The organism is Pseudomonas sp. 15C (genome assembly GCF_055484735.1).
The window spans coordinates 1-20,836 of the sequence record NZ_JBUDGD010000063.1 but is presented as its reverse complement, the minus strand read 5'-3'; the positions used below and the strand labels follow the sequence as shown (position 1 = coordinate 20,836).

At 61.5% G+C, this 20,836-nt stretch carries 15 protein-coding genes; 3 read left to right on the top strand and 12 right to left on the bottom strand.

The window, feature by feature from the left end; translation table 11 throughout:
• Positions 1-49 precede the first annotated feature (49 nt).
• From proP to ACYYKW_RS22990, 6 genes are all read right to left on the bottom strand, one after another.
• A complete protein-coding gene (gene proP / locus ACYYKW_RS23015; RefSeq protein ID WP_336356974.1) occupies positions 50-1,552 on the bottom strand; it encodes a glycine betaine/L-proline transporter ProP in 1,503 nt (500 codons plus the stop codon).
• A 199-nt stretch (positions 1,553-1,751) separates the two neighbouring features.
• Positions 1,752-3,050, bottom strand: a complete 1,299-nt coding sequence (locus tag ACYYKW_RS23010; protein WP_464991251.1) for a carbohydrate porin — start codon at positions 3,048-3,050, stop codon at positions 1,752-1,754.
• 85 nt (positions 3,051-3,135) lie between these two features.
• Positions 3,136-5,541, bottom strand: coding sequence for a glucose/quinate/shikimate family membrane-bound PQQ-dependent dehydrogenase (locus ACYYKW_RS23005; protein WP_464991250.1), 2,406 nt, complete (start codon positions 5,539-5,541; stop codon positions 3,136-3,138).
• A gap of 272 nt (positions 5,542-5,813) precedes the next feature.
• Positions 5,814-6,716 carry a bestrophin family protein gene (locus tag ACYYKW_RS23000; protein ID WP_464991249.1) on the bottom strand — a complete coding sequence of 301 codons (903 nt, stop codon included), beginning with the start codon at positions 6,714-6,716 and terminating at the stop codon, positions 5,814-5,816.
• 89 nt (positions 6,717-6,805) lie between these two features.
• Complete coding sequence (locus ACYYKW_RS22995) at positions 6,806-7,684, bottom strand: ZIP family metal transporter (RefSeq protein ID WP_418951652.1); 879 nt, start codon at positions 7,682-7,684, stop codon at positions 6,806-6,808.
• Between the two features lie 552 nt (positions 7,685-8,236).
• Positions 8,237-10,051: an NAD(P)/FAD-dependent oxidoreductase gene (locus ACYYKW_RS22990; RefSeq protein WP_464991248.1), complete on the bottom strand. Its 1,815-nt coding sequence runs from the start codon at positions 10,049-10,051 to the stop codon at positions 8,237-8,239.
• Positions 10,052-10,292: 241 nt separating this feature from the next.
• Here ACYYKW_RS22990 and ACYYKW_RS22985 point away from each other — a divergent pair, with 241 nt between their 5' ends.
• Positions 10,293-12,188, top strand: a complete 1,896-nt coding sequence (locus ACYYKW_RS22985; RefSeq protein ID WP_464991247.1) for a sigma-54-dependent Fis family transcriptional regulator — start codon at positions 10,293-10,295, stop codon at positions 12,186-12,188.
• A 65-nt stretch (positions 12,189-12,253) separates the two neighbouring features.
• The gene (locus ACYYKW_RS22980; RefSeq protein WP_464991246.1) at positions 12,254-12,772 is read left to right on the top strand and encodes a DUF3833 domain-containing protein; all 519 of its coding nucleotides are present in this window, start codon (positions 12,254-12,256) and stop codon (positions 12,770-12,772) included.
• Between the two features lie 23 nt (positions 12,773-12,795).
• Here ACYYKW_RS22980 and ACYYKW_RS22975 read toward each other — a convergent pair whose 3' ends face one another.
• Positions 12,796-13,254, bottom strand: coding sequence for a winged helix-turn-helix transcriptional regulator (locus tag ACYYKW_RS22975; RefSeq protein WP_464991245.1), 459 nt, complete (start codon positions 13,252-13,254; stop codon positions 12,796-12,798).
• A 96-nt stretch (positions 13,255-13,350) separates the two neighbouring features.
• Between ACYYKW_RS22975 and ACYYKW_RS22970 the strand changes: the two genes are divergently transcribed.
• Positions 13,351-14,280 carry an aromatic alcohol reductase gene (locus ACYYKW_RS22970; RefSeq protein ID WP_464991244.1) on the top strand — a complete coding sequence of 310 codons (930 nt, stop codon included), beginning with the start codon at positions 13,351-13,353 and terminating at the stop codon, positions 14,278-14,280.
• A 22-nt stretch (positions 14,281-14,302) separates the two neighbouring features.
• Here ACYYKW_RS22970 and ACYYKW_RS22965 read toward each other — a convergent pair whose 3' ends face one another.
• The 5 genes from ACYYKW_RS22965 to ACYYKW_RS22945 all read right to left on the bottom strand — a co-directional run.
• Positions 14,303-15,757: a TrkH family potassium uptake protein gene (locus ACYYKW_RS22965; RefSeq protein WP_464991243.1), complete on the bottom strand. Its 1,455-nt coding sequence runs from the start codon at positions 15,755-15,757 to the stop codon at positions 14,303-14,305.
• Between the two features lie 164 nt (positions 15,758-15,921).
• Entirely contained in the window at positions 15,922-17,889 is a 1,968-nt protein-coding gene (gene betT / locus ACYYKW_RS22960; RefSeq protein ID WP_464991242.1) for a choline BCCT transporter BetT, read from the bottom strand.
• Positions 17,890-18,024: 135 nt separating this feature from the next.
• Complete coding sequence (locus ACYYKW_RS22955) at positions 18,025-18,969, bottom strand: alpha/beta hydrolase (protein ID WP_464991241.1); 945 nt, start codon at positions 18,967-18,969, stop codon at positions 18,025-18,027.
• A gap of 62 nt (positions 18,970-19,031) precedes the next feature.
• On the bottom strand, positions 19,032-20,054 hold the full coding sequence (locus ACYYKW_RS22950; protein ID WP_464991240.1) for a transketolase family protein: 1,023 nt from the start codon (positions 20,052-20,054) through the stop codon (positions 19,032-19,034).
• Positions 20,051-20,836 (bottom strand): transketolase (locus ACYYKW_RS22945; protein WP_464991239.1); only part of this gene is annotated, 786 nt, incomplete at its 5' end. The genes ACYYKW_RS22945 and ACYYKW_RS22950, both read right to left, overlap by 4 nt.

The following is a 20,836-nucleotide window of genomic DNA, read 5'->3' as shown; positions in this document are numbered from 1 at the left end:
GCAGAAAAACAAACCCGGCTGATGCCGGGTTTGTTCTGATCATCGTGCCTCAATCGATACGCGGATGCTGCTGCGCCAGCTCATTGCGCTTGGCTTGCAGCGTGGCGATTTCGGCGTCAATGTCTTCGATCTTCTGCTCGATGTTGTCGTGGTGCTCTTGCAGCAGTTCCTTGGCTTCTTCGAGGTCCGAAGCCGCAGGCGCTGCACCGCGCAGTGGCTTGTTGGCGGTTTCCTTCATCGTCACGCCGGTGACCAGACCGACCACGGCGATGACCATCAGGTAATACGCCGGCATGTACAGGTCGTTCGTGCTCTCCACCAGCCAGGCGACAGCCGTCGGGGTCAGACCGGCGATCAGCACCGAGACGTTGAAGGCGCTGGCCAGCGCGCTGTAACGGATATGTGTAGGAAACATCGCCGGCAGCGTCGAGGCCATTACGCCAATGAAGAAGTTCAGCAGCACGGCGAGAATCAGCAGACCGGAAAAGATCAGCCCGATGCTGCCGCTGTTGATCAGCATGAACGCCGGAATGGCGAAGATGAACAGGCCGATGCTGCCGACCACGATAAACGGCTTCCGGCCGATCTTGTCGCTGATGAAGCCAATCAACGGCTGCACGAACAGCATGCCGACCATGATCGCGATAATGATAAGCACGCCGTGGTTTTCGCTGTAGTGCAGGTTGTGCGTGAGGTAACTCGGCATGTAGGTCAGCAGCATGTAATAGGTGACGTTGGTCGCCGCGACCACGCCAATGCAGGTCATCAGGCTGCGCCAGTGCTTGGTCGCCACTTCCTTGAACGAGACTTTCGGGCCGGCGGCCAGACCTTCGCGGTCGCCTTGTTCGAGTTTTTCCACGTGCTGCTGAAACGCTGGGGTTTCTTCGAGGGCGTGACGCAAATACAGACCGATCATGCCCAGCGGCAGGGCGAGGAAGAACGGCAGACGCCAACCCCATTCCTCGAAGCGCTGCTCGCCGAGAATGGTCGAGATCAACACCACGACACCCGCGCCGAAAACGAACCCGGCGATCGAGCCGAAGTCCAGCCAACTGCCAAGAAAGCCGCGTTTGCGATCCGGCGCGTATTCGGCGACGAAGATCGACGCACCGGTGTATTCGCCACCCACCGAGAAACCCTGAGCCATCTTCGCCAGCAACAGCAGAATCGGCGCCCAGATGCCGATGGAGGCGTAGGAGGGGATCAGGCCGATGGCGAAGGTGCTCAGCGACATGATCACGATGGTCGCGGCGAGGACTTTCTGCCGCCCGTATTTGTCGCCCAGCGCACCGAAGAACAAGCCGCCCAACGGCCGGATCAGAAACGGTACGGAGAAGGTGGCGAGTGCTGCGATCATTTGTACGCCAGGGTCGGCGCCGGGGAAGAACACTTTGCCGAGCACATAGGCGACGAAGCCGTACACACCGAAGTCGAACCATTCCATGGCGTTGCCCAGCGCGGCGGCGGTGATCGCCTTGCGCATCTTGGCGTCGTCGACAATGGTGATGTCTTTCAAACCGATCGGTTTGACGGTTTTCTTGCGTGGTTTCATTGCGATGTTCCCGCTCGCTGATTCAGATGACCGCTGCGATGCCATCTCTATGATGGCGCCGGCTCTTCTGGCTCAGATACATGCGGACACGAAATAATTCACCGATGGCGGGAATTAATTTCGACAGGTGCGCGGCGCGGCACCGCCCCCTGTAGGAGTGAGCCTGCTCGCGATAGCGGCGGTACCGCCACTGCAAGACTTACAGCGCAGCTTTCACCTGCAAGCCAAACACCAACGCATTGTCGATGTCCTGTCCGGAAAACGCGCCCGGTTCGATGATGTACTGCATGTTCGGTCGCAGCGTCAGCCACGGCGTGGCCTGATAACCGTAACCGAGTTCGATCAATTGCTCGGCGCTGTCGAGGTTGGGGAACGCGGTGCCATTGGCCAGCGTAGCGTCCTGCTGCACGTCGCGGCTGCGTGGGTTGGGCACGGCGCGACCGTAGCCGAGGGCGAGGGTGTCGCGCGGGCGCCCTTCGAACGGTTTGTACAGAACCACGCCGGTGCCGTACCACTTGCTGAACGGCGAGGCGGCTGCGCTGGCGGCGGAATACTGGCCGAAGGCGTGCAGGCTGCGACCTTCCGCGGACTGTGAGCGCCAAACGGCCTGATCGATCAGCAGGTAATGCCCGCCGCGCCCCGAAACTTCGTCGTCGCTGCCGATGCGTTTGACGTCGGAGCTGTCGTAGTAATAACCGACCTTGTACTCGCCCGGGAGTGCGCCGGCGTGTTTATAGACCAGTTCGATCGGCACCACGGTGCCGGTGGTGTGTTTTGGGCCCAGGTGCCAGGCGCGGCTGGAGTTGCCATTGCTCGACCGGTCGACGTTGAACGCGGCGACGCGCAGTTGCCACGCTGACGACAGGTCGTATTTGACCCGTACGCCCAGGTGCGCGTTGGGGTAGTTGGCCCAGCCGCTGCCTCCGGACATGTTCAGCGGATGGCCGCAGAAGCCGGCGTTCATGAAGTTACAAAGGATGCCGCTGTCGAGGCCGCCGAGGTCGTTGCCCATCGCCATGTAACCGAGTTTGACGTTGAGCGCCGGGGTGAACAGGCTGTGCTCGTAACTCAGTTCGGTCAGGCGCGTGTACAGGCCACCGTAGTTTTCCTGAATCGGCAAACGGTTGCCGACCAGATCTTCCGAGGCGCTGTTGCCGCGTCGATCATTGATGGTCAGCTGGACCTTGCCGGCATTGTCGACGCCGTAGAGTTTGCTCAGGTCGAACTGCACACCGAGTTTGATGTTCTGCGAGTAACGCGCCGAGCGATGCAGACCACCGTCGGCGTTGTAAGCGGTTTCGCCGCTGTAGTCGCCGGTGAACTTGATACCGTCTTCGTCGAGTTGATGGCGCAGGCCACCCCAGTCACCGGTGAGGGTGCTGCGGGTCAACAGATCGGAATCGTCAGCGGCGAATGCGGGGAGGGCAGCGGTGCAGGTGAGGCCCAGCAACAGGCCCTGGAACAGCGTGGAACGGGAAAAGCCAACAGCCAAAAACATCAGAAACTTCCTGCTGAAAACTTGAGCGATAGGGGAAAAGCAGCGCGGCACCCGAAGGTGCCGCGCTCAACGTCGACGCCGTGGGTTACGGCAACGCATAGGCCATCACGTAGTCGCCACGATCGGTCGACTGACGCGCGCCACCGGCAGTGACGACGATGTACTGTTTGCCGGTTTTCGGCGAAACGTAGGTCATCGGGCCGCCCTGGCTGCCGACCGGCAGACGCGCTTTCCAGACCTCCTCACCGTTGCCGCTGTTGAAGGCGCGCAGGTAAAAGTCCTGAGTACCGGCGATGAAGATCAGGCCGCCCTGAGTCGACAGCGTGCCGCCGAGGGTCGGCAGGCCGATCTTGATTGGCAGGTGCATGCGGATGCCCAGCGGACCTGTGTCTTCAACGGTGCCGACTGGAACCTGCCAGGCGACTTTCTGGGTCTTCATGTCGATTGCGGTCAGGGTGCCGAACGGCGGCGCCTGGCACGGAATACCGGCCACCGACAGGAAGCGGTTCTTGTTCACCGCATAGGGCGTGCCTTTGAGCGGCACTGCGCCCATACCGGTGTTCAGCGCTTCACCACCGCCAGCGGCCTGGCCTTTGTTCTGCGACGGGATCATCTGAATCCACAGGCCGAGGCGCATGTCGTTGACGAAAATGAAACCGTGTACCGGGTCGGTGGAAATGCTGCCCCAGTTCATGCCACCCAGAGAACCCGGGAAGCTCAGCGATTTGTCGGTACCCGGCGCCGTGTACAGGCCGTCGTAGCGCATGCTCTTGAAGTCGATGCGGCAGAGCAATTGATCGTAAGGCGTGGCGCCCCACATGTCCGACTCGGTCAGGTGTTGCGCACCGATCTGCGGCATGCCCACCGATTTTGGCTGGGTCGGCGAGTACGGCTCGTTAGGAATGTTCGCTGCTTTGACCGGCACGTCCTTGACCTCGGTCAGCGGTTTGCCGGTGGCACGGTCGAGCACGTAGATCTGCCCGGCCTTGGTACCGATGACCAGCGCCGGAATGCTTTTGCCGTCCTTGTCGAAGTCGATCAGGCTTGGCTGCATCGGCAGGTCGAAGTCCCAGAGATCGTTGTGCACGGTCTGGTACACCCAACGCTCTTCGCCGGTGCTGGCGTCCAGCGCGAGGATCGACGCGCCGTACTTGTGGTCCAGTTCACTGCGCTCGACACCGTAGATGTCGGTGGACGAACTGCCCATCGGCAGGAACACGGTGTTGGTGGCCGGGTCGTAGGACATCGGTGCCCAGCTGTTCGGCGTGCTGCGCACGTAGGTGCTGCCGTCGGCCGGGGCTTTGCGATCCTGCGGGTTGCCGGGGTCGAACGCCCAGCGCATGGCGCCGGTGACCACGTCAAAACCACGAATCACGCCGCCGGGCATGTCGCTTTGCACGTTGTCAGCGACACGACCACCCACCACAACGGTGGTGCCAGCCATCAATGGCGCGGACGACAACTGATAGTAGCTGTCCGGCACATCACCCAGACCAGCCTTCAGATCGACCTGACCGTTGTTGCCGAAACCCTGGCAGAACTCGCCGGTGTCAGCATCGACGGCGATCAGGCGCGCATCGATGGTGTTGGTCAGCAGACGGCGCTGGCAATTGGCAGCTGGCGCCGGTTTGGCTTCGATGATCGGCGAATTGGCCGGCTGCGCGATGGCCGCAGTGCTATCGAAATACGCCATGCCACGGCAACGCTGCCAGACTTTCGACTGGGCATTGATCTGGTTTTTCCAGATTTCCTTACCGGTGTCGGCGTCCAGCGCGATCAGGTTGTTGTGCGGGGTGCAGATGAACACCTTGTTGCCGACCTGCAACGGGGTGAGCTGGTCTTCGGCGCCATTGCCGTCGCTTTCGGCAACATCGCCGGTGTGGTAGGTCCACGCCACTTTGAGCTTGTCGACGTTGTTGCGGTTGATCTGATCCAGCGCAGCAAAGCGGCTGCCGCCTTCGGTATTGCCGTAGTGCGCCCAGTCTTTCTGCGCCTTGGCCGGCTCGACCGGTGTCAGGCCCGGGCCGGCGCCGGTGTCGGCAACGGTCGGGTGGGCGACGAACATATTGCCGCCAGCCACCGCCACGCCCACCGCCAACACGGCGGCAACGGCATAAGCACCGCGACCGGCAACCTCACCGTTCGCACGCTTGAGCAGGGGATAGACCAGCGCCACGACCAGACCGATCACGCTGAACATGAACAGTCGCGAGAACACCGGCCAGAACACCAGCCCGGCATCGCTCAGCGCCCAGATCGCGGTGCCGACGAGGAACGCTGCGAATAGCCACGCACCACTAATCTTGAAGCGGGCGATCAGCAGGCCGGAAACCGTCATCACCAATCCACCCACCAGGAAGTACCACGATCCTCCCAGGCTGACCAACTTCACGCCGCCTGCGGCAAGCGCCAGGCCGAGCAGGGCGATGACCACGCCGAGCCCGACGAGAATGAACTTTGATATGCCTGAGAGGCGTTGACTCTGGTTCACGTTGAATGTCCCCGTTGAAATGAGGTGCGCAGTATATCGTTAGGTAACTACCTAGTTAAAACACAAATTTTCACGATAAAGCGTAGCCCGCGATTCTGGCGCGCGTTCGACGGTGTGTTGCTGAATGAGTTTACGCAGAGGCGGCGGAGGAAAAGCTCGGTTGTGTCAGTCTCGGTGGGATTAATGACAGCCATATGCAAAAAAGCTGCTCATCCTTGTCGAGGATGAATAGCTTTTGATTGGCCGACGCACGGCGGCCGACGGGAGCGAGATCAGGCGTTTTCTTCGATCCGGCGCACATCGCCAAGCGAATCACGCTGCATCGATTGCAGGTTTTTCTCGATGGTTTCGCACAGCGCTTCCATTTGAATCTGGTGTTCGCTGTGGCGAAACGGGCTTTGCAGGTCGGTGCCTATGCGTTCGATGGCCAACAGCATGAAGCCGACCACCGACGAGGCCAGCGGCGTGAACCAGCCCAGCGATTCGACCAGCCCGACCGGCACGATCAGGCAGAACAGCGAAATGAACAGCCGCGGAAAATACACATAAGGGTAGGGCAGTGGCGTATTGGCAATCCGCTCCATGCCGCCCTGGCTGTTGGACAGATCCACCAGCGTCGACTCAAGCCGCGCCAGGCGAATGCTGTCCAGGCGCCCGGCCTTGTATTCGCGCGCCAGCAGCGCCGCCGAGCCGGTGAGAATGTCGTTGGCGAAATTGTTGGTGGTGCTGCTGCGGGCAAACTCGTCGGCCGGAATGAACGCGCGGACCTCATCGGGGCAGGGCAACCCTTGCAGGTGCGCGGCGAGGCAATTGACGTAGGCGACGTGACGGCGCAACAACGTCGACTTGACCGGATTGACCTCACGGCCGCCATCGTCGATCAACGTCAGCACCTGACGGGCGAAGCTGCGCGAGTTGTTGATCATCGAGCCCCACAGCGTGCGCGCCTCCCACCAACGGTTGTACGCGCTGCTGTTACGGAAACTGATCAGCACCACCAGCGCCGAACCGAGCAATGTCAGGGGCATCAATGGCAGGTTTAACTTGGCGTTGAGAAACAGCATGAAATCCACGGTGACGGCGATGTCCCAGAGCAACAGCCAGAACAGCGACCAGCCCACGTAGCCGAGGGTCTTGATGATCAGACGGTACTTTTTGGCGATGGCAGCTTTCAAACCGGAACCTCGTGAGCGTTGGCGATCAGGAGTGACGCCTTAACTCCGACGCTGTTTTCGCGCTAAAGGTCCGCAGCCTGCTAAATCGATTAACCCAACGCGGTGTCGAGGAACATCATCACCCCGAAGCCCAGCATCAGCCCCAGCGTTGCCGGGGTTTCGTGACCGTTGCGGTGGGTTTCCGGAATGACCTCATGGGACACGACAAAAATCATCGCGCCCGCCGCCAGACCCAGTGCGATCGGATAGCCCAGGGCAAAGCCGCTGGAAACCCCCAACCCGATCACCGCGCCCAACGGCTCCATCAGTCCCGAGCCAATGGCGATCAGCGCCGCGCGCCAGGCTGAGATCCCGGTCACGCGCAGCGCCAGGGCGATGGCCAGACCTTCGGGGATGTCCTGAATGGCGATGGCAGTGGTCAGCGGCAGGCCGACTTTCATGTCGCCGTCGGCGAAACTCACACCAATCGCCATGCCTTCGGGCAGGTTGTGCAGAGTGATGGCGAGGACGAACAGCCAGACCCGGTTGATGCGCTGCGACTCCGGCCCACGGCGGCCGCTTTCCTGATGCTCGTGGGGCACGAAGCGATCGAGCCCGATCATCAACGCCACGCCCAGCGCCAGACCGAACACCACCACACCGGCGGCCAGCAACGAATTGCCGGTCATTTTTTCGGCAGCGTCGATGCCGGGCAGGATCAGCGAAAATGAACTGGCGGCGAGCATCATGCCGGCGGCGAAGCCGAGCATGGTGTCCTGGGTGCGCGAGGCAATGTCGCGCAGGACCATGGCCGCCACTGCGCCCAATGCCGTCGCGCCGAAGCCCGACAAGCCGCCCAGCACGGCCAGACGCAGGTTGTTTTCGTCGGCGCCGACCAGTGCGGCGTAGCCGCTGATCAACAGCAATCCGGTGACGACAATCAACGTCGCCCAGAACAACAGCCCCGGCCAGCCGCCACTCGACGCCATGCTCCACCAACTGCGCATGGTCGTGCTTGCGGAAGACGAGGGAAGTGACATGGGGCCTCCTGTGGTTTGGGCTGAGATGCGGGTGTGCTCACAGATATCAGAAGCGATCGTGGGGGGCGGAATTGCAAATTTTTTGCGGAGTCGGCGACGGACGGCTATGCCGAAGATCAAAAGCCCCTCACCCTAACCCTCTCCCAAAGGGAGAGGGGACTGACCGTGGTGGATGTAAGAGATACGCCGACCCGCGATACCGAGTCGAACTCAGGATTTGAGCACAGCCCAAATCGGCTCCCTCTCCTGGGGGAGAGGGCTGGGGTGAGGGGTGAATTCACCGCGGTACCAAAGCTTGAACACGAAACTGCCGCAGCAACCCATTCAACTGCCCAAGCGCAATCCAGAGCCTGACCGAGATCTGGCCAACGACAAAGATCTGCTCCCTTTCCCCTTGCCCACCATGGGGGAGAGGGCTGGGGTGAGGGGGATCGATTCCGGAATCCACACATATCCAGCGCCGACCGACCCCAGCATCGGCGCTCCACATCTCAACCAGCGCTATTGCCCCACGCTGCCCTGATAAACACCCACACCCAACCCTTCAAACCGAGCCTTCAACTGCAACGCCAGATACAGCGAATAATGCCGCGACTGATGCAGATTACCGCCGTGAAACCACAAATTATCCTGCCGTGTCGGCTTCCACATATTGCGCAATTCCCCCTCGTACGGACCCGGATCGTTGGTCGTGCCAGACCCTAGCCCCCAGCAACGCCCAACCTTGTCAGCGACCTCTTGGGAAATCAGCTTCGCCGCCCAGCCATTCATCGAGCCATACCCGGTGGCATAGACGATCAGATCCGCCGCCAGCCGACTGCCGTCGGTAAGCACCACCGCGTCCGCTTCGATGTGATCGACGCCCAGCCCCGGCGCGCTCTTGAGCTTGATCGTGCCGTTAGCGATCAGCTCGGACGCGCCGACGTCGATGTAATACCCGGAGCCACGGCGCACGTACTTGAGGAAGAGACCGGATTCGTCATCACCGAAATCGAGCATGAAACCGGCCTTGGCCAAGCGCTCGTAAAAGTCTTTGTCGCGGGTTTTGATCGCGTCGAAGATTGGTTTGTGAAAGCTCGGCATGACCTTGTAAGGAATCGAGGCAAACAACATGTCGGCCTTGTCGGTGGTCAAGCCTGCCTCCAGCGCGTCTTCGGAATAGAGCCCGCCGAACACCAGTTCCATCAAGCTGTCGGAGCGCACGATGTGCGTGCTCGAGCGTTGCACCATGGTCACTTCGGCGCCGTTCTCCACAAGGTCGGCGCAAATGTCGTGGGCCGAGTTGTTCGCACCGATGACCACCGCACGCTTGCCGCGCCAGGCATCGCCGCCGGGATGGCGGCTGGAATGATGTTGCTGCCCTTGAAACACGTCGGCACCGGGAAAGCGCGGCACGTTGGGCACGCCGGACATGCCGGTGGCGAGGATCAGTTGCGTCGGTTTCAGCGTCAGCCGTTCGCCGTCACGCAGCACTTCTACCGTCCAGGTCTGAGTCTGTTCATCGAACCCGGCGCTCAGGCATTCGGTGCGCGACCAGTAATCGAGCTCCATGACCTTGCTGTACATCTCCAGCCAGTCGCCAATCTGGTCCTTTGGCGTAAACACCGGCCAGTGATCGGGAAAGGGCAGGTACGGCATGTGGTCGTACCAGACCGGATCGTGCAGGCACAGCGACTTGTAGCGCCCGCGCCACTGATCGCCGGGCCGTTCGGCCTTGTCGACAATCAGCGTCGGCACGCCCAGACGCTTGAGCCGCGCGGCGATGCCGAGTCCGCCCTGACCGCCGCCGACAATCAGGCAATACGGTTGGATGGTGGTGCCCAGCGCCGCTTGTTCATCGCGGCGGCGCTCCAGCCAGTTGCGTTTGTCGGCATGAGCGTGGCCATGGTTGGCGCCCATTGGCCGGCGGCGCCCACTGGGTTCTTCGAAGCCCTTGAGTTCGCGCATGGTCGTCAGCAGCGTCCAGCACAGGCCATCCTTGAGCCGCACGTAACCCTTGCCGCGCGCGGCTTTGGTTTCCAGGCTCATCCAGCCTTCGAGCACGCCGTCGGTCAGCGTGGCCTCACCGTCGAGTTTCCATTGTTGTGGCTGGGTCTGCTCGAGGCGGGTTTCGAGCAGGTCGCGGATGGCCGGTTTGCCTTCAAGCGTCACCAGGTTCCAGCTGAACAGCAGCAGGTCACGCCAGTAGCATTCGTCAGCAAACAGTTCCAGCGTCGCGTCCACATTCCGTTGGGCGAGGCGCTCGCCGAGTGTTTCGATCCAGGCAGCGAGTTGCGCGGTCGGCGTTTGCAGGGGCGCATCGATAGCGATGTTCATAGGGCTTCTCCGATCTTGTTGTTGTAGGAACAACAGCCCCGGAGCAAGGCTCGGGCCATCTTCGGCAAAGCCCCGTGGCAGAGCGGTTGGCGCCGTAGATCGCCAATCGTGTATCGGCGCTGTGTCACGAATCCGGGAATGGGCGATGACACTGTGTCACGCCGGGCAAAAACGCCGGTTTCGGACTTTTCATATAAGCTGCAAACAGTCCCGTGTCCGACCGTAGCGGAGAACAACAACAATGAAACCGGCCTTGATCAACGCCCATGCACAGCAAGTGCTGCAAGCCGTGCAGGGTAGCGTCGCCAGTCATAATCCCGTTGCTGACCTGGCGATCACTCGCTCGTGGCGCCGCTGTCTGGATCAATACCGCCTCGACCCCGCCAGCCGCCGTGCGCCGGATGTGGTCGAGCAAGCGCGTTTGCAGGATCACCGCGCGCCGCTGGAACACATCATTGCCGTGGCGCACTGGCAGATGAACAGCCTGCACCAGCAACTGGGGCGTGACGGCCATGTGGTGTTGCTCACCGATGCGCGCGGCGTGGCGATCGACAGCGTGTTCAACGATGCCGAACGCGCCGGATTTCAGCGTGCCGGATTGTGGCTGGGTTCGGTGTGGAGCGAGGAGCACGAAGGCACCAACGGGGTCGGTACCTGTCTGGTCGAGCGCCAGCACGTGACCATCCGCCGTGATGAACATTTTCGCGGCAAGCACGTCGGCCTGACGTGTTCGGCCAGCCCGATCTTCGACCCGAGCGGCGAATTGCTTGCTGTGCTCAATCTGTCCTCGGTGCGCGAGGAGCAGAGCCTCGAACAGCGTTTCAAAGCCATGGCGCTGACCAATCTGTCGGCCAAGCTGATCGAAAGCTGTTTTTTTCTCGGGCATGATCCGCAGCGCTATCTGCTGCGCTTCCACCCGGATGCTGGCTTTGTCGGACTGCTGGGCGAAGGGCTGCTCAGCTTCGATGAGAATGCGCGGATCTGCTCGATCAACGACGCGGGTCTGGAACTGCTTGGCCTCAATCGCGAGGCGATCATCGGTCAGCCGCTGACGCTGCTGCTGGAGACACCGATTGATCAACTGATGAGTCACGCCGGCGCACAACCCAGCGTCTGTTGGCCGCTGCGCCTGGCTGACGGTCGGCAACTTTATGCCCAATTGCGCGAACCGCTGCGCCGGCCACAACCGGCGATTCCCGCAGTCATCCCTGTCAACGACGCGCGCGTCTGTCTGGAAGACCCGCGCCTGCAACGCGGTTTTGCCCGCGCGCTGCGAGTGCTGGAACGCGACGTGCCGGTGTTTCTGCAAGGCGAAACCGGCACCGGCAAAGAAGCCTTCGCGGCGGCGCTGCACCGCGCCAGCTCGCGGGCGAGCCAGCCGTTTGTGGCGATCAATTGCGCGGCAATTCCGGAAACGCTGATCGAAAGCGAGCTGTTCGGCTATCGCGGCGGCAGCTTCACCGGGGCGCGCAAGGAAGGCATGCTCGGCAAGCTCGAACAGGCCCATGGCGGCATTCTGTTTCTCGATGAAATCGCCGACATGCCCTTGGCCCTGCAGACGCGCCTGCTGCGTGTGCTGGAGGAGCGCCAGGTGGTGCCGCTGGGTGCGACAACGGCACGGCCACTGGATATACGCCTGATCAGCGCCAGCCATCAAAATCTGCAGACTTGCGTGACCGAAGGACGTTTGCGCGAAGATCTTTTCTACCGCATCGGCGGCTTTGCGGTGCAACTGCCAGCGCTGCGCGAGCGATCGGACAAGGGCCAGCTGTTCGATCTGCTGCTGCGTGAAGAAGCGGCCGGCACGCGTATCCGACTGGACGCCGGGGTCAAGGAGCGCCTGCTCAAGCAGCCCTGGCCCGGTAACGTCCGGCAACTGCGCACCTGCCTGCGCACTCTGGTCGCGCTGGCGACAGAGGGGCGCATCAGCCTCGATGATCTGCACGAATTATTGCCGGAGGCGGCAGACAACACAGCGATCACGGAAAACCCTTTGTTCGTGTCTGAACGACAGACCCTGCTGACCTTGATCGAAACCGAGCATTGGCACATCGCCCGGGTCGCCGCGCGGCTGGGCATCAGCCGCAATACGCTTTATCGCAAGTTGCGTCAGCACGGGATAACGCGGCCTGGTTGATCGGACAATCTCGGCAGGTGCGCAACGCTCCATCCTCCGATACCTGAACCAAGAGGCAAACGCTCATGTTGAAAGCTTGCACCCTCCTGTTATGCCTCGCCCTGGCCAGTTGCAGCGGCGTCGACGTACGGAACTACAGCCAGGAAAAACCCACGCTGGAGTTGCGCGAATTCTTCGAGGGCCGGGTCGAGGCCTGGGGGATTTTTCAGAAGCGTTCAGGTGAGGTCGCCAAGCGCTTTCATGTGCTGATCAATGGTCATTCCGAAGGCGACAAACTGATCCTCGACGAGGCGTTCACTTACAGCGACGGCACGAAGCAGAAACGCGTCTGGACCCTGACCCCGGACGGCCCCGGCCAATGGCGTGGCACCGCCGGCGATGTGGTCGGCGAGGCGCGTGGCGAGACGGCCGGTAACGCCTTGCGCTGGCGGTATGTGCTGCGTCTGCCGGTGGATGGCGAGGAGTACGACGTCGAGCTCGATGACTGGATGTACCTGATGGACAGCAAGACCCTGATCAATCGCTCGTACATGAGCAAGTTTGGCGTCGAGGTCGGTCAGATCACCCTGTTTTTCCGTAAATAGCCCTGACGGACAAGCGCCGACGATTACTCGGTCGCGTCCGGGTCTTGCGGCATCGGTGTGGGAATCTGCCACGCCGGTTTCTGGCGCTCCTGACGGTCGAACGCGCGACGCGCGGTGCGAAAGTCTTCGACGTTTTCGACCACCCAGGTCCACACCGGCGACATCCGCACCAACAAGCCTTGGCCGAGTGCCGTCAGTTCGTATTCGACACGCGGCGGCACTTCGCCGAACTCCCGTCGCAGCAGCAGACCGTCGCGTTCCAGCGCGCGCAGGGTCTTGGTCAACATGCGCTGGGTGACGCCGGTCATCTGCCGTTTTATCTCGGCGTGACGCATCGCGCCATACACCCCCAAGGCATGCAGAATGCCCAGTGACCAGCGGCTGCCAGCGTGTGCGAGGACTTCGCGGCGCACGCCGTCATCGTCTTTTCTGAGCGTCTGGCAGATCGCTTCGGCGTGCCTCAGCGCTTCCTGGTCGGTCATGTCTTCCCTTGGTATCACACGTGTGCCTTCTTACGAGCGCTGACGGTTGCTGCCAGCATTGGCGCATCTTACAGGCAACGGTTTTGAGGAGACATCATGACTGAAAAAGGGCAATCCATTCTGGTGCTGGGCGCCGGAGAACTCGGCTTCGCGGTGTTGCGCAATCTGGCGCGTGTGGCAAAGCGCGCGCCGGGCTCGACTATCAGCGTCCTGCTCAGGGACTCGACCATTAATTCCCGAGTGCCGGAAAAAAAGGCCGAAATCGATGAGCTGCGTAGCCTCGGCATCCAGATGGTGGCCGCCGACCTGGTCAACGATTCGATCGAACAACTGGCGGAAGTCTTTGCCCGGTTCGACACGGTCATCGGCTGCGCCGGCATGGTTGCCGGTCGCGAAACGCCGATGAAACTGGCAAAAGCGGCGCTCCAGTCTGGAGTGAAGCGCTATTTTCCGTGGCAATTCGGTGTGGATTTCGAGGTGATCGGCCGTGGCAGTCCGCAGGATCTGTTCGATGCGCAGCTCGATGTGCGTGAGTTGCTGCGTGCCCAGGACCAGACCGAATGGGTGATCATCTCCACCGGCATGTTCACCAGTTTCCTGTTCGAGCCGGAGTTTGAAGTGGTCGATTTCGACAACAACACCGTCAATGCGCTGGGCAGTCTGGACAACAGCGTGACGCTCACCACGCCTGAGGACATCGGAGCGCTGACCGCCGAGATCGTGTTCTTCGAGCCGCGGTTCCGTAATGCAATTGTCTACCTGTCAGGCGACACGCTGAGCTATGGCCAGATCGCAGGCATCCTCGAGCGTGCGCTGGGGCGGCCGTTCAAATCCAATGTGTGGACCGTTGCGTACCTGATGGACGAACTGAAAAAAGACCCCACTCATCACATCAAGAAGTACCGCGCGGTGTTTGCCCAAGGACGCGGCGTGGCGTGGCCCAAGGCCGGGACGTTCAACGAACGACAGTCGATTGCGGTCACTACCGCCGAGCAGTGGGCGCAGCAGCATCTCGCCAAGGCGTGATCGGGCAGGGCACGTTGGATTTCTAATACTTCCAGAACACCGGCGTAATCAGCACCAGCACCGTAAGGATTTCCAGTCGCCCCAGGAGCATGCCGATGGTCAGCAACCATTTCGCGGCATCCGGTAAGGATGAAAAGTTGCCTGCCGGGCCGATGATCGTGCCCAGTCCCGGGCCGACGTTGCACACCGCGGTGGCGGCGCCGCTCAATGCTGTCGTCCAGTCGAGCCCGATCAAGGCCAGCCCGAGAGCAATCAGGGCAATGGTGATGGTGAAGAAAAACGAGAAGGTCAGCAGCGAGCGCAGGATCTCCTCGTCGATCGGGTGGCCGTTGTACTTCTTCTGGATCACCGCGCGTGGATGGATCAGCTGCTTTAAACTGCTGACCAGCAGCGCGGCGGCGACCTGGAAACGGAAGATTTTCAGGCCGCCAGCGGTGGAGCCGGAGCATCCACCGACGAAGGTCAGGTAGAAGAACAGCAGAATGGCGAAGCTGCCCCACAGCGTGTAGTCGCCGACGGCAATGCCAGTAGTCGTGACTACCGAAGTGACATTCACCGCAACGATGCGAAACGCATCCCACCACGAGTAATCGCTGTGCTGCCACAGCCAGGTGCCGACCAGCAGCCAGGTGACCACCAGGAAGCCGATGAAGCCGCGTACCTGATGATCCTTGAACAGGGCGCGACGGTGGCCGCGCAAGGTCGCGACGTACAGGGTGAACGGCAGGCTGCCGGCGATCATGATGACCACCGCGACCCAGTGAATCGACGCTTGCGGCCAATGCCCGAGCGAGGCATCGGAGGTCGAGAAGCCACCCGTGGAGATAAGCGACATCGCGTGGTTAATCGCTTCAAACGGCGTCATGCCGCACAGCCACAGGGCCAGCGCGCCGACAGAGGTCAGACCGAGATACAGAAACAGGATGTATTTGGCGGCGACATGGGAGCGCGGCGTGACTTTCTCAGACCAGTCCGACGACTCGGTCTGGAACAGACGCATACCGCCGACCCGCAGCAGCGGCAGGATCGCCACCGCCATACCGATGAAGCCGATGCCGCCGAGCCAGTGCAGCATCGAGCGCCACATCAGCAAGCCCGGCGAGGCGTGGTCCAGGCCGCTGAGCACTGTGGAACCGGTGGTGGTGATGCCGGACATGGTTTCGAAAAAGGCGTCGGTGTAGCTGATGTGACTGATCAACACCATCGGCAACGCCGCGAAGGCACACACCACCACCCAACTGGCGGTGGTCAGCAGGTACATGTCGCGCGGACGAAGCTGAGCCGTCTCGGGGCGCCCGCGCACCACCAGCAACAGGCCACAGACGACGGTAATCACGCTCGACCAGAGAAACGCCGAAAGGTCGTCGCTGCGCTCGAACGCCACCAGCGTGAGCATGGGAATGGCCATGCTCACGGCGAGGGTGATCAGGAAGATGCCGAGGATGAAACCGATAAGCCGCAGTGCTGCAAAAGACATGAACGTTCGTCTGTTGAAATAACGGCGCGTAGTATCGGATGTCGACATATCGAGGGCGTAAAATTTGCGTAAAATTTTCGACCCGCAGGATGGGATCGCACAGTAAATCATTCAGCCGACTGAACCGCGACTGGCGCTGATCGCCAGTCACGGCAGCGCGACGATCAGCCGACCAGATGCAGGAACTGCATGTGTCGCTCGTACTGATCAAGGATGTCGCCGATCACTTCCTCGCGGGACCAGCCCATGATGTCCTGATCCTGGCCGCCCTCGCGCAAGTGCACTTCGGCGCGGAAGTATTTGCGCTCCTCGTCTTGGGTATCGGCCATCACAAAGCTCGGCATGGTGTACGGGTGCGGCCGCACTTCGTAAATGAACTGGGGGTTGTCAGCGCCGCCGACGCTGAGCCGCACGCTGTTGCCTTCAAGATCCTCGACATTGCAGATGTAGCCTTGCTTGCGCCATTCCTCTGCGACCGACAGGCAGGCCGGTTTTGCCGTCTCCGCAATGAAGCGAAGTACGTGCGCGCGGCGCGGAAACATCGCCATGGTGCGCAGGCGTCGTTGCCAGCCGCCCGGATGGCGGCTGACCCCAGGCGACAACGATTGATAACGCAAGCCGCGCTTGGTCGCGTCGAGTTTCAAGGCTTTGAGCAAGCCGCGCATGCTGAAGAGCAGGGTGATGGTGAAGGGCAGTGCGCTGGCAATTGTCGCGGTCTGCAAGGCCTTGAGCCCGTCAGCCAACAGCAGGGCGATCGCCACCAGGCCCATGCTCGATGCCCAGAACACCCGCTGCCAGACCGGTGTGTTTGACGATCCGCCCGAGGCGAGCATGTCGACCACCATGGCGCCGGAGTCCGCCGAAGTGACGAAAAACACCACGACCATGACCACCGCCACCAGCGAGATCACCCCGGAAAACGGAAAGTGCTGGAGGAAGGCGAACAAGGCCAGCGAGGTATCCTTGTCGATGGCCGCGCCGAGGTCAGTGATGCCTTCGGTGAGGATCATGTGAATCGCGGTGTTGCCGAACACGGTCATCCACAGCAGCGTAAAAGCGGCGGGCACCAGCAGCACGCCCATCACGAATTCGCGGATAGTGCGGCCACGCGATATCCGCGCGATGAACAGCCCGACGAAGGGCGACCACGCCAGCCACCAGCCCCAGTAAAACAGCGTCCAGCCGCCAATCCAGTCGGTCGGTTGGTAGGCGTACAGGTTCAAGGTCCGGCTGACGATTTCGGTGAGGTAACCGCCGGTGTTCTGCACGAACGTCTGCAGGATCAGCACGGTAGGCCCGAGAATGATCACCATCAACAGCAACAACACCGCCAGGCCGAGATTGAGTTCGGAGAGACGGCGCACGCCCTTGTCCAATCCGGTCACCACGGAAATGGTCGCAAGGCCGGTTGTGGCGACAATCAGAATGATCTGCACGGTGGTGTTGATCGGCACACCGAACAGCGCGTTGAGCCCGGTATTGATCTGCGCCACGCCAAAACCCAGCGAGGTCGCCACACCGAGCACGGTGCCGATGATCGCGAAAATGTCCACTGCATGCCCGATAGGGCCGTGGATGCGATCGCCGATCAACGGGTACAGCGCAGACCTGAGGGTCAGCGGCAGGCCGTGTCGGTAACTGAAGTACGCGAGGATCATCGCCACGATGGCGTAGATCGCCCAGGCATGCAGGCCCCAATGAAAAAACGTGATTTTCATCGCTTCCCGCGCCGCTTCGACGGTGCTGCCGTCACCCACCGGCGGATTGAGAAAATGCATGACGGGTTCAGCCACGCCGAAAAACATCAGGCCGATGCCCATGCCGGCCGAGAAGAGCATGGCGAACCAGGTGGTGCTGCTGTAATCGGGGCTGCTGTGGTCGGGCCCGAGTTTGATATCGCCGTAGCGACTGATGCCGAGAAACACCACGGTACCCAGAATGATTGCCACCGCGAGGATGTAGAACCAGCTGACATTGGTGATGATCCAGTTCTGCACATTGGCGAACACCACTTGTGCATGGGCCGGGAACACACTGGCGTAGATCACCAATAAAAGCAGGAGCACGCCCGAGGTGTAGAACACCGGAGGGTTGAGTGTCGGAGCGGCGCCCGTGTCGGCCTTGTTGGTCATATAAGTCTCCTGAGGTCGGTCACAGCGCGGTATGCGACTGAAGGGAAAATCGCGCGGCGTTTCAGATGACCATAGGGGACGGGCGTCGTTCCGCAACGCCTGGGCGGCGTTTTTTTACGTGCGCCGGCAGATTATTTACGGGTTGGCGATCATCCGTTGCAACGCACGGGCAATATCGCGGGCGGACTGCTCGGTGATCGCGCCCGGGTATTGATCGAACATATGCGGGGCGCCGGGGTAGACGTGCAGCTCGACGGCCACCCCGGCGCGCGACAATCTCATCGCGTAGGCGACGTCTTCTTCCAGGAACAGATCCAGCGCTCCGACCGAGAGAAAGGTCGGCGGCAAGTCGCTGAGGTCTGCCTGCAAGGCCGGTGAGAACAAGCCCGTCTTTTGCTGATCAAGCCTCTGCTTGCCGCGCAGACAGTCCCAGCAGAAACGGTTTGCCTGAGGCGGCCAGCCAATCACCCCGGTGGTGACGTTGCGGTGCGGCGAGTCGGCAGTGCCGGTGCGGTGATCGAGCATCGGGTAGATCAGCACCTGACCCACAATCGGGTAAGCACCGCGATCCCGTGCCAGAATCGTCAGCGCCGCGGCCAGTCCGCCGCCGGCGCTGTGGCCCATGATCACTGATCGACGAGTGTCTACGTTGAGCTCATGCTGATGGGCAACTATCCAGCCGAGCGCCGTGTAGCAATCTTCCAGCGGAGTAGGGAAGGGATGTTCGGGCGCGAGCCGATAATCGACCGCGACGATCAGCACACCGAGTTGCGTGGCGAGATCGGCCAGAGAGTCGTCGGCCATTTCCGGTTGCCCGAGGACGAAGCCGCCGCCGTGAATATAGAGGATGACCGGACAGGGTGTGCTCTGTGCGGCGCCGTCAGGCTTGTAGAGACAAAGGCGTAAGCGCTCGCCGTCGTGTGCCGTGGTCCATACGCTTTCACCGCGAGCCTGTTCTGCTGTTTTGAATGTTGCATGCACGCGCGCTCTGATTGCCGGCAAGGTTTGCAGTGACCAGGTGTCTTTGCCAGGCGCCAAAAACTCGCGAAACGCCGGATCGAGCAGTTCATGGGGTTGCACTGTTCTGCCTCCTTTTTTCGGTGACGGGGCGCTTTCGAGCAAAGCACCCCGCACCCGTCACACTACAGCCAGGCCTTGATCTGCGCACACACCGCCGGCGTCGAAATGCCATAGCGATCATGCAGGGTCGGCAACGCACCGGCATCGAGAAACGCGTCGGGCAGGGCGATCTGGCGGAACGTCGGTGTTACGCCGTTGCGCAACAACAGTCCGGCGACCGCCTCACCCAAACCGCCGATGATCGAGCTGTTTTCTGCGGTGACCACCAGGCGCCCGGGTTTGCGTGCTTCAGCAAGAATGGTCTGTTCGTCCAGCGGCTTGATGGTCGGGACGTGCAGCACGGCAACGTCGATGCCGTCGGCCTGAAGTTGCTGAGCCGCTTCCAGCGAACGCATGGTCATCAAACCGGTGGAGATGATCAGCACATCGTTGCCGGTGCGCAGGGTCTTGGCCTTGCCGATCTCGAACTGATAGCCGTATTCGTCTAGTACCAACGGCACATTGCCGCGCAGCAAGCGCATGTAGACCGGGCCTTGGTGGGCGGCGATGGCCGGCACTGCCTGTTCGATTTCCAGGGCATCGCAGGGGTCGACGATCATCAGGTTGGGCATGGCGCGGAAAATCGCCAGGTCATCGGTGGCCTGATGGCTGGGCCCGTAACCGGTAGTGAGGCCGGGCAGGCCGCAGACGATCTTGACGTTGAGGTTTTCCTCAGCAATGGCCATGCAGATGAAGTCATAGGCGCGACGCGAGGCGAACACCGCATAGGTCGTGGCAAACGGCACAAAACCTTCACGGGCCATCCCGGCGGCCGCGCTCATCAGCAATTGCTCGGCCATGCCCATCTGGTAAAAACGCTCCGGGTGCGCTTTGGCGAAAATGTGCAGGTCGGTGTATTTGGACAGGTCGGCGGAGAGCCCGACGATGTCCGCACGCTGATCGGCCAGGGCCGCCAGTGCGTGGCCGAACGGCGCCGAGCGGGTCGCCTGGCCCTCGGAGGCAATCGAGGCGATCATCGCCGACGTGGTCAGGCGCTTTTTGACCGGCTCGCCGGTCGCAGACGGAGTGTTGGCGGCGTTGCTCATTGGTCTTTTCCTTCTTCGAGGTTGCGCAGGGCCAGGTCCCATTCGTGTTCTTCGACGCGAATGAAGTGGGTTTTTTCCCGGGTTTCCAGAAACGGCACGCCTTTGCCCATTTTCGTGTCGCAGATGATCACGCGGGGCTGGCTGCCGGGGTGATTGCGCGCGGCATCGAACGCCGCGACCAGTGCGGCGAGGTCGTTGCCATCGACGCGCTGGGTGAACCAGCCGAAAGCTTGCCAGCGATCGACAATGGGCTCGAACGAGAGGATCTCGCTGGAATAGCCGTCGGCCTGCTGGTTGTTGACGTCGACAATCGCGATCAGGTTGTCGAGCTGCCAGTGCGACGCTGACATCACCGCTTCCCACGTCGAGCCTTCGTTCAGTTCTCCGTCCGACAGCAGGTTGTAGACGAAGGAAGTTGAGCCTTTACGCTTCAAGCCCAGGCAGGCGCCCACCGCGATGCCCAGGCCCTGACCCAGCGAACCGCCGGTGATTTCCATGCCGGGCGTATAGGCGGCCATCCCCGACATCGGCAGGCGGCTGTCATCCGAACCGTAGGTTTCCAGCTCGTCGAGCGGGATGATCTCGGCTTCGATCAGCGCCGCGTACAGCGCAATCGCGTAGTGGCCGATGGAGAGATAGAAGCGGTCGCGCTGCTCCCATTCCGGATCTGACGGACGATGGTTCATCGCATGAAAATACGAGACAGCGAGCAGGTCAGCGGCGCCCAGGGCCTGACCGACGTAGCCCTGGCCCTGAACCTGGCCCATGCGCAGCGCGTGGCG

Bases quoted from the DNA above. Each gene is read 5' to 3' on its own strand.
- ACYYKW_RS22950 (WP_464991240.1), bottom strand. From the start codon at position 20,054: ATGAGCAACGCCGCCAACACTCCGTCTGCGACCGGCGAGCCGGTCAAA.
- ACYYKW_RS22990 (WP_464991248.1), bottom strand. From the start codon at position 10,051: ATGAACATCGCTATCGATGCGCCCCTGCAAACGCCGACCGCGCAACTC.
- ACYYKW_RS22980 (WP_464991246.1), top strand. From the start codon at position 12,254: ATGTTGAAAGCTTGCACCCTCCTGTTATGCCTCGCCCTGGCCAGTTGC.
- proP (WP_336356974.1), bottom strand. From the start codon at position 1,552: ATGAAACCACGCAAGAAAACCGTCAAACCGATCGGTTTGAAAGACATC.
- ACYYKW_RS23010 (WP_464991251.1), bottom strand. From the start codon at position 3,050: ATGTTTTTGGCTGTTGGCTTTTCCCGTTCCACGCTGTTCCAGGGCCTG.
- betT (WP_464991242.1), bottom strand. From the start codon at position 17,889: ATGACCAACAAGGCCGACACGGGCGCCGCTCCGACACTCAACCCTCCG.
- ACYYKW_RS22970 (WP_464991244.1), top strand. From the start codon at position 13,351: ATGACTGAAAAAGGGCAATCCATTCTGGTGCTGGGCGCCGGAGAACTC.
- ACYYKW_RS22985 (WP_464991247.1), top strand. From the start codon at position 10,293: ATGAAACCGGCCTTGATCAACGCCCATGCACAGCAAGTGCTGCAAGCC.
- ACYYKW_RS22995 (WP_418951652.1), bottom strand. From the start codon at position 7,684: ATGGCGTCGAGTGGCGGCTGGCCGGGGCTGTTGTTCTGGGCGACGTTG.
- ACYYKW_RS22965 (WP_464991243.1), bottom strand. From the start codon at position 15,757: ATGTCTTTTGCAGCACTGCGGCTTATCGGTTTCATCCTCGGCATCTTC.
- ACYYKW_RS22975 (WP_464991245.1), bottom strand. From the start codon at position 13,254: ATGACCGACCAGGAAGCGCTGAGGCACGCCGAAGCGATCTGCCAGACG.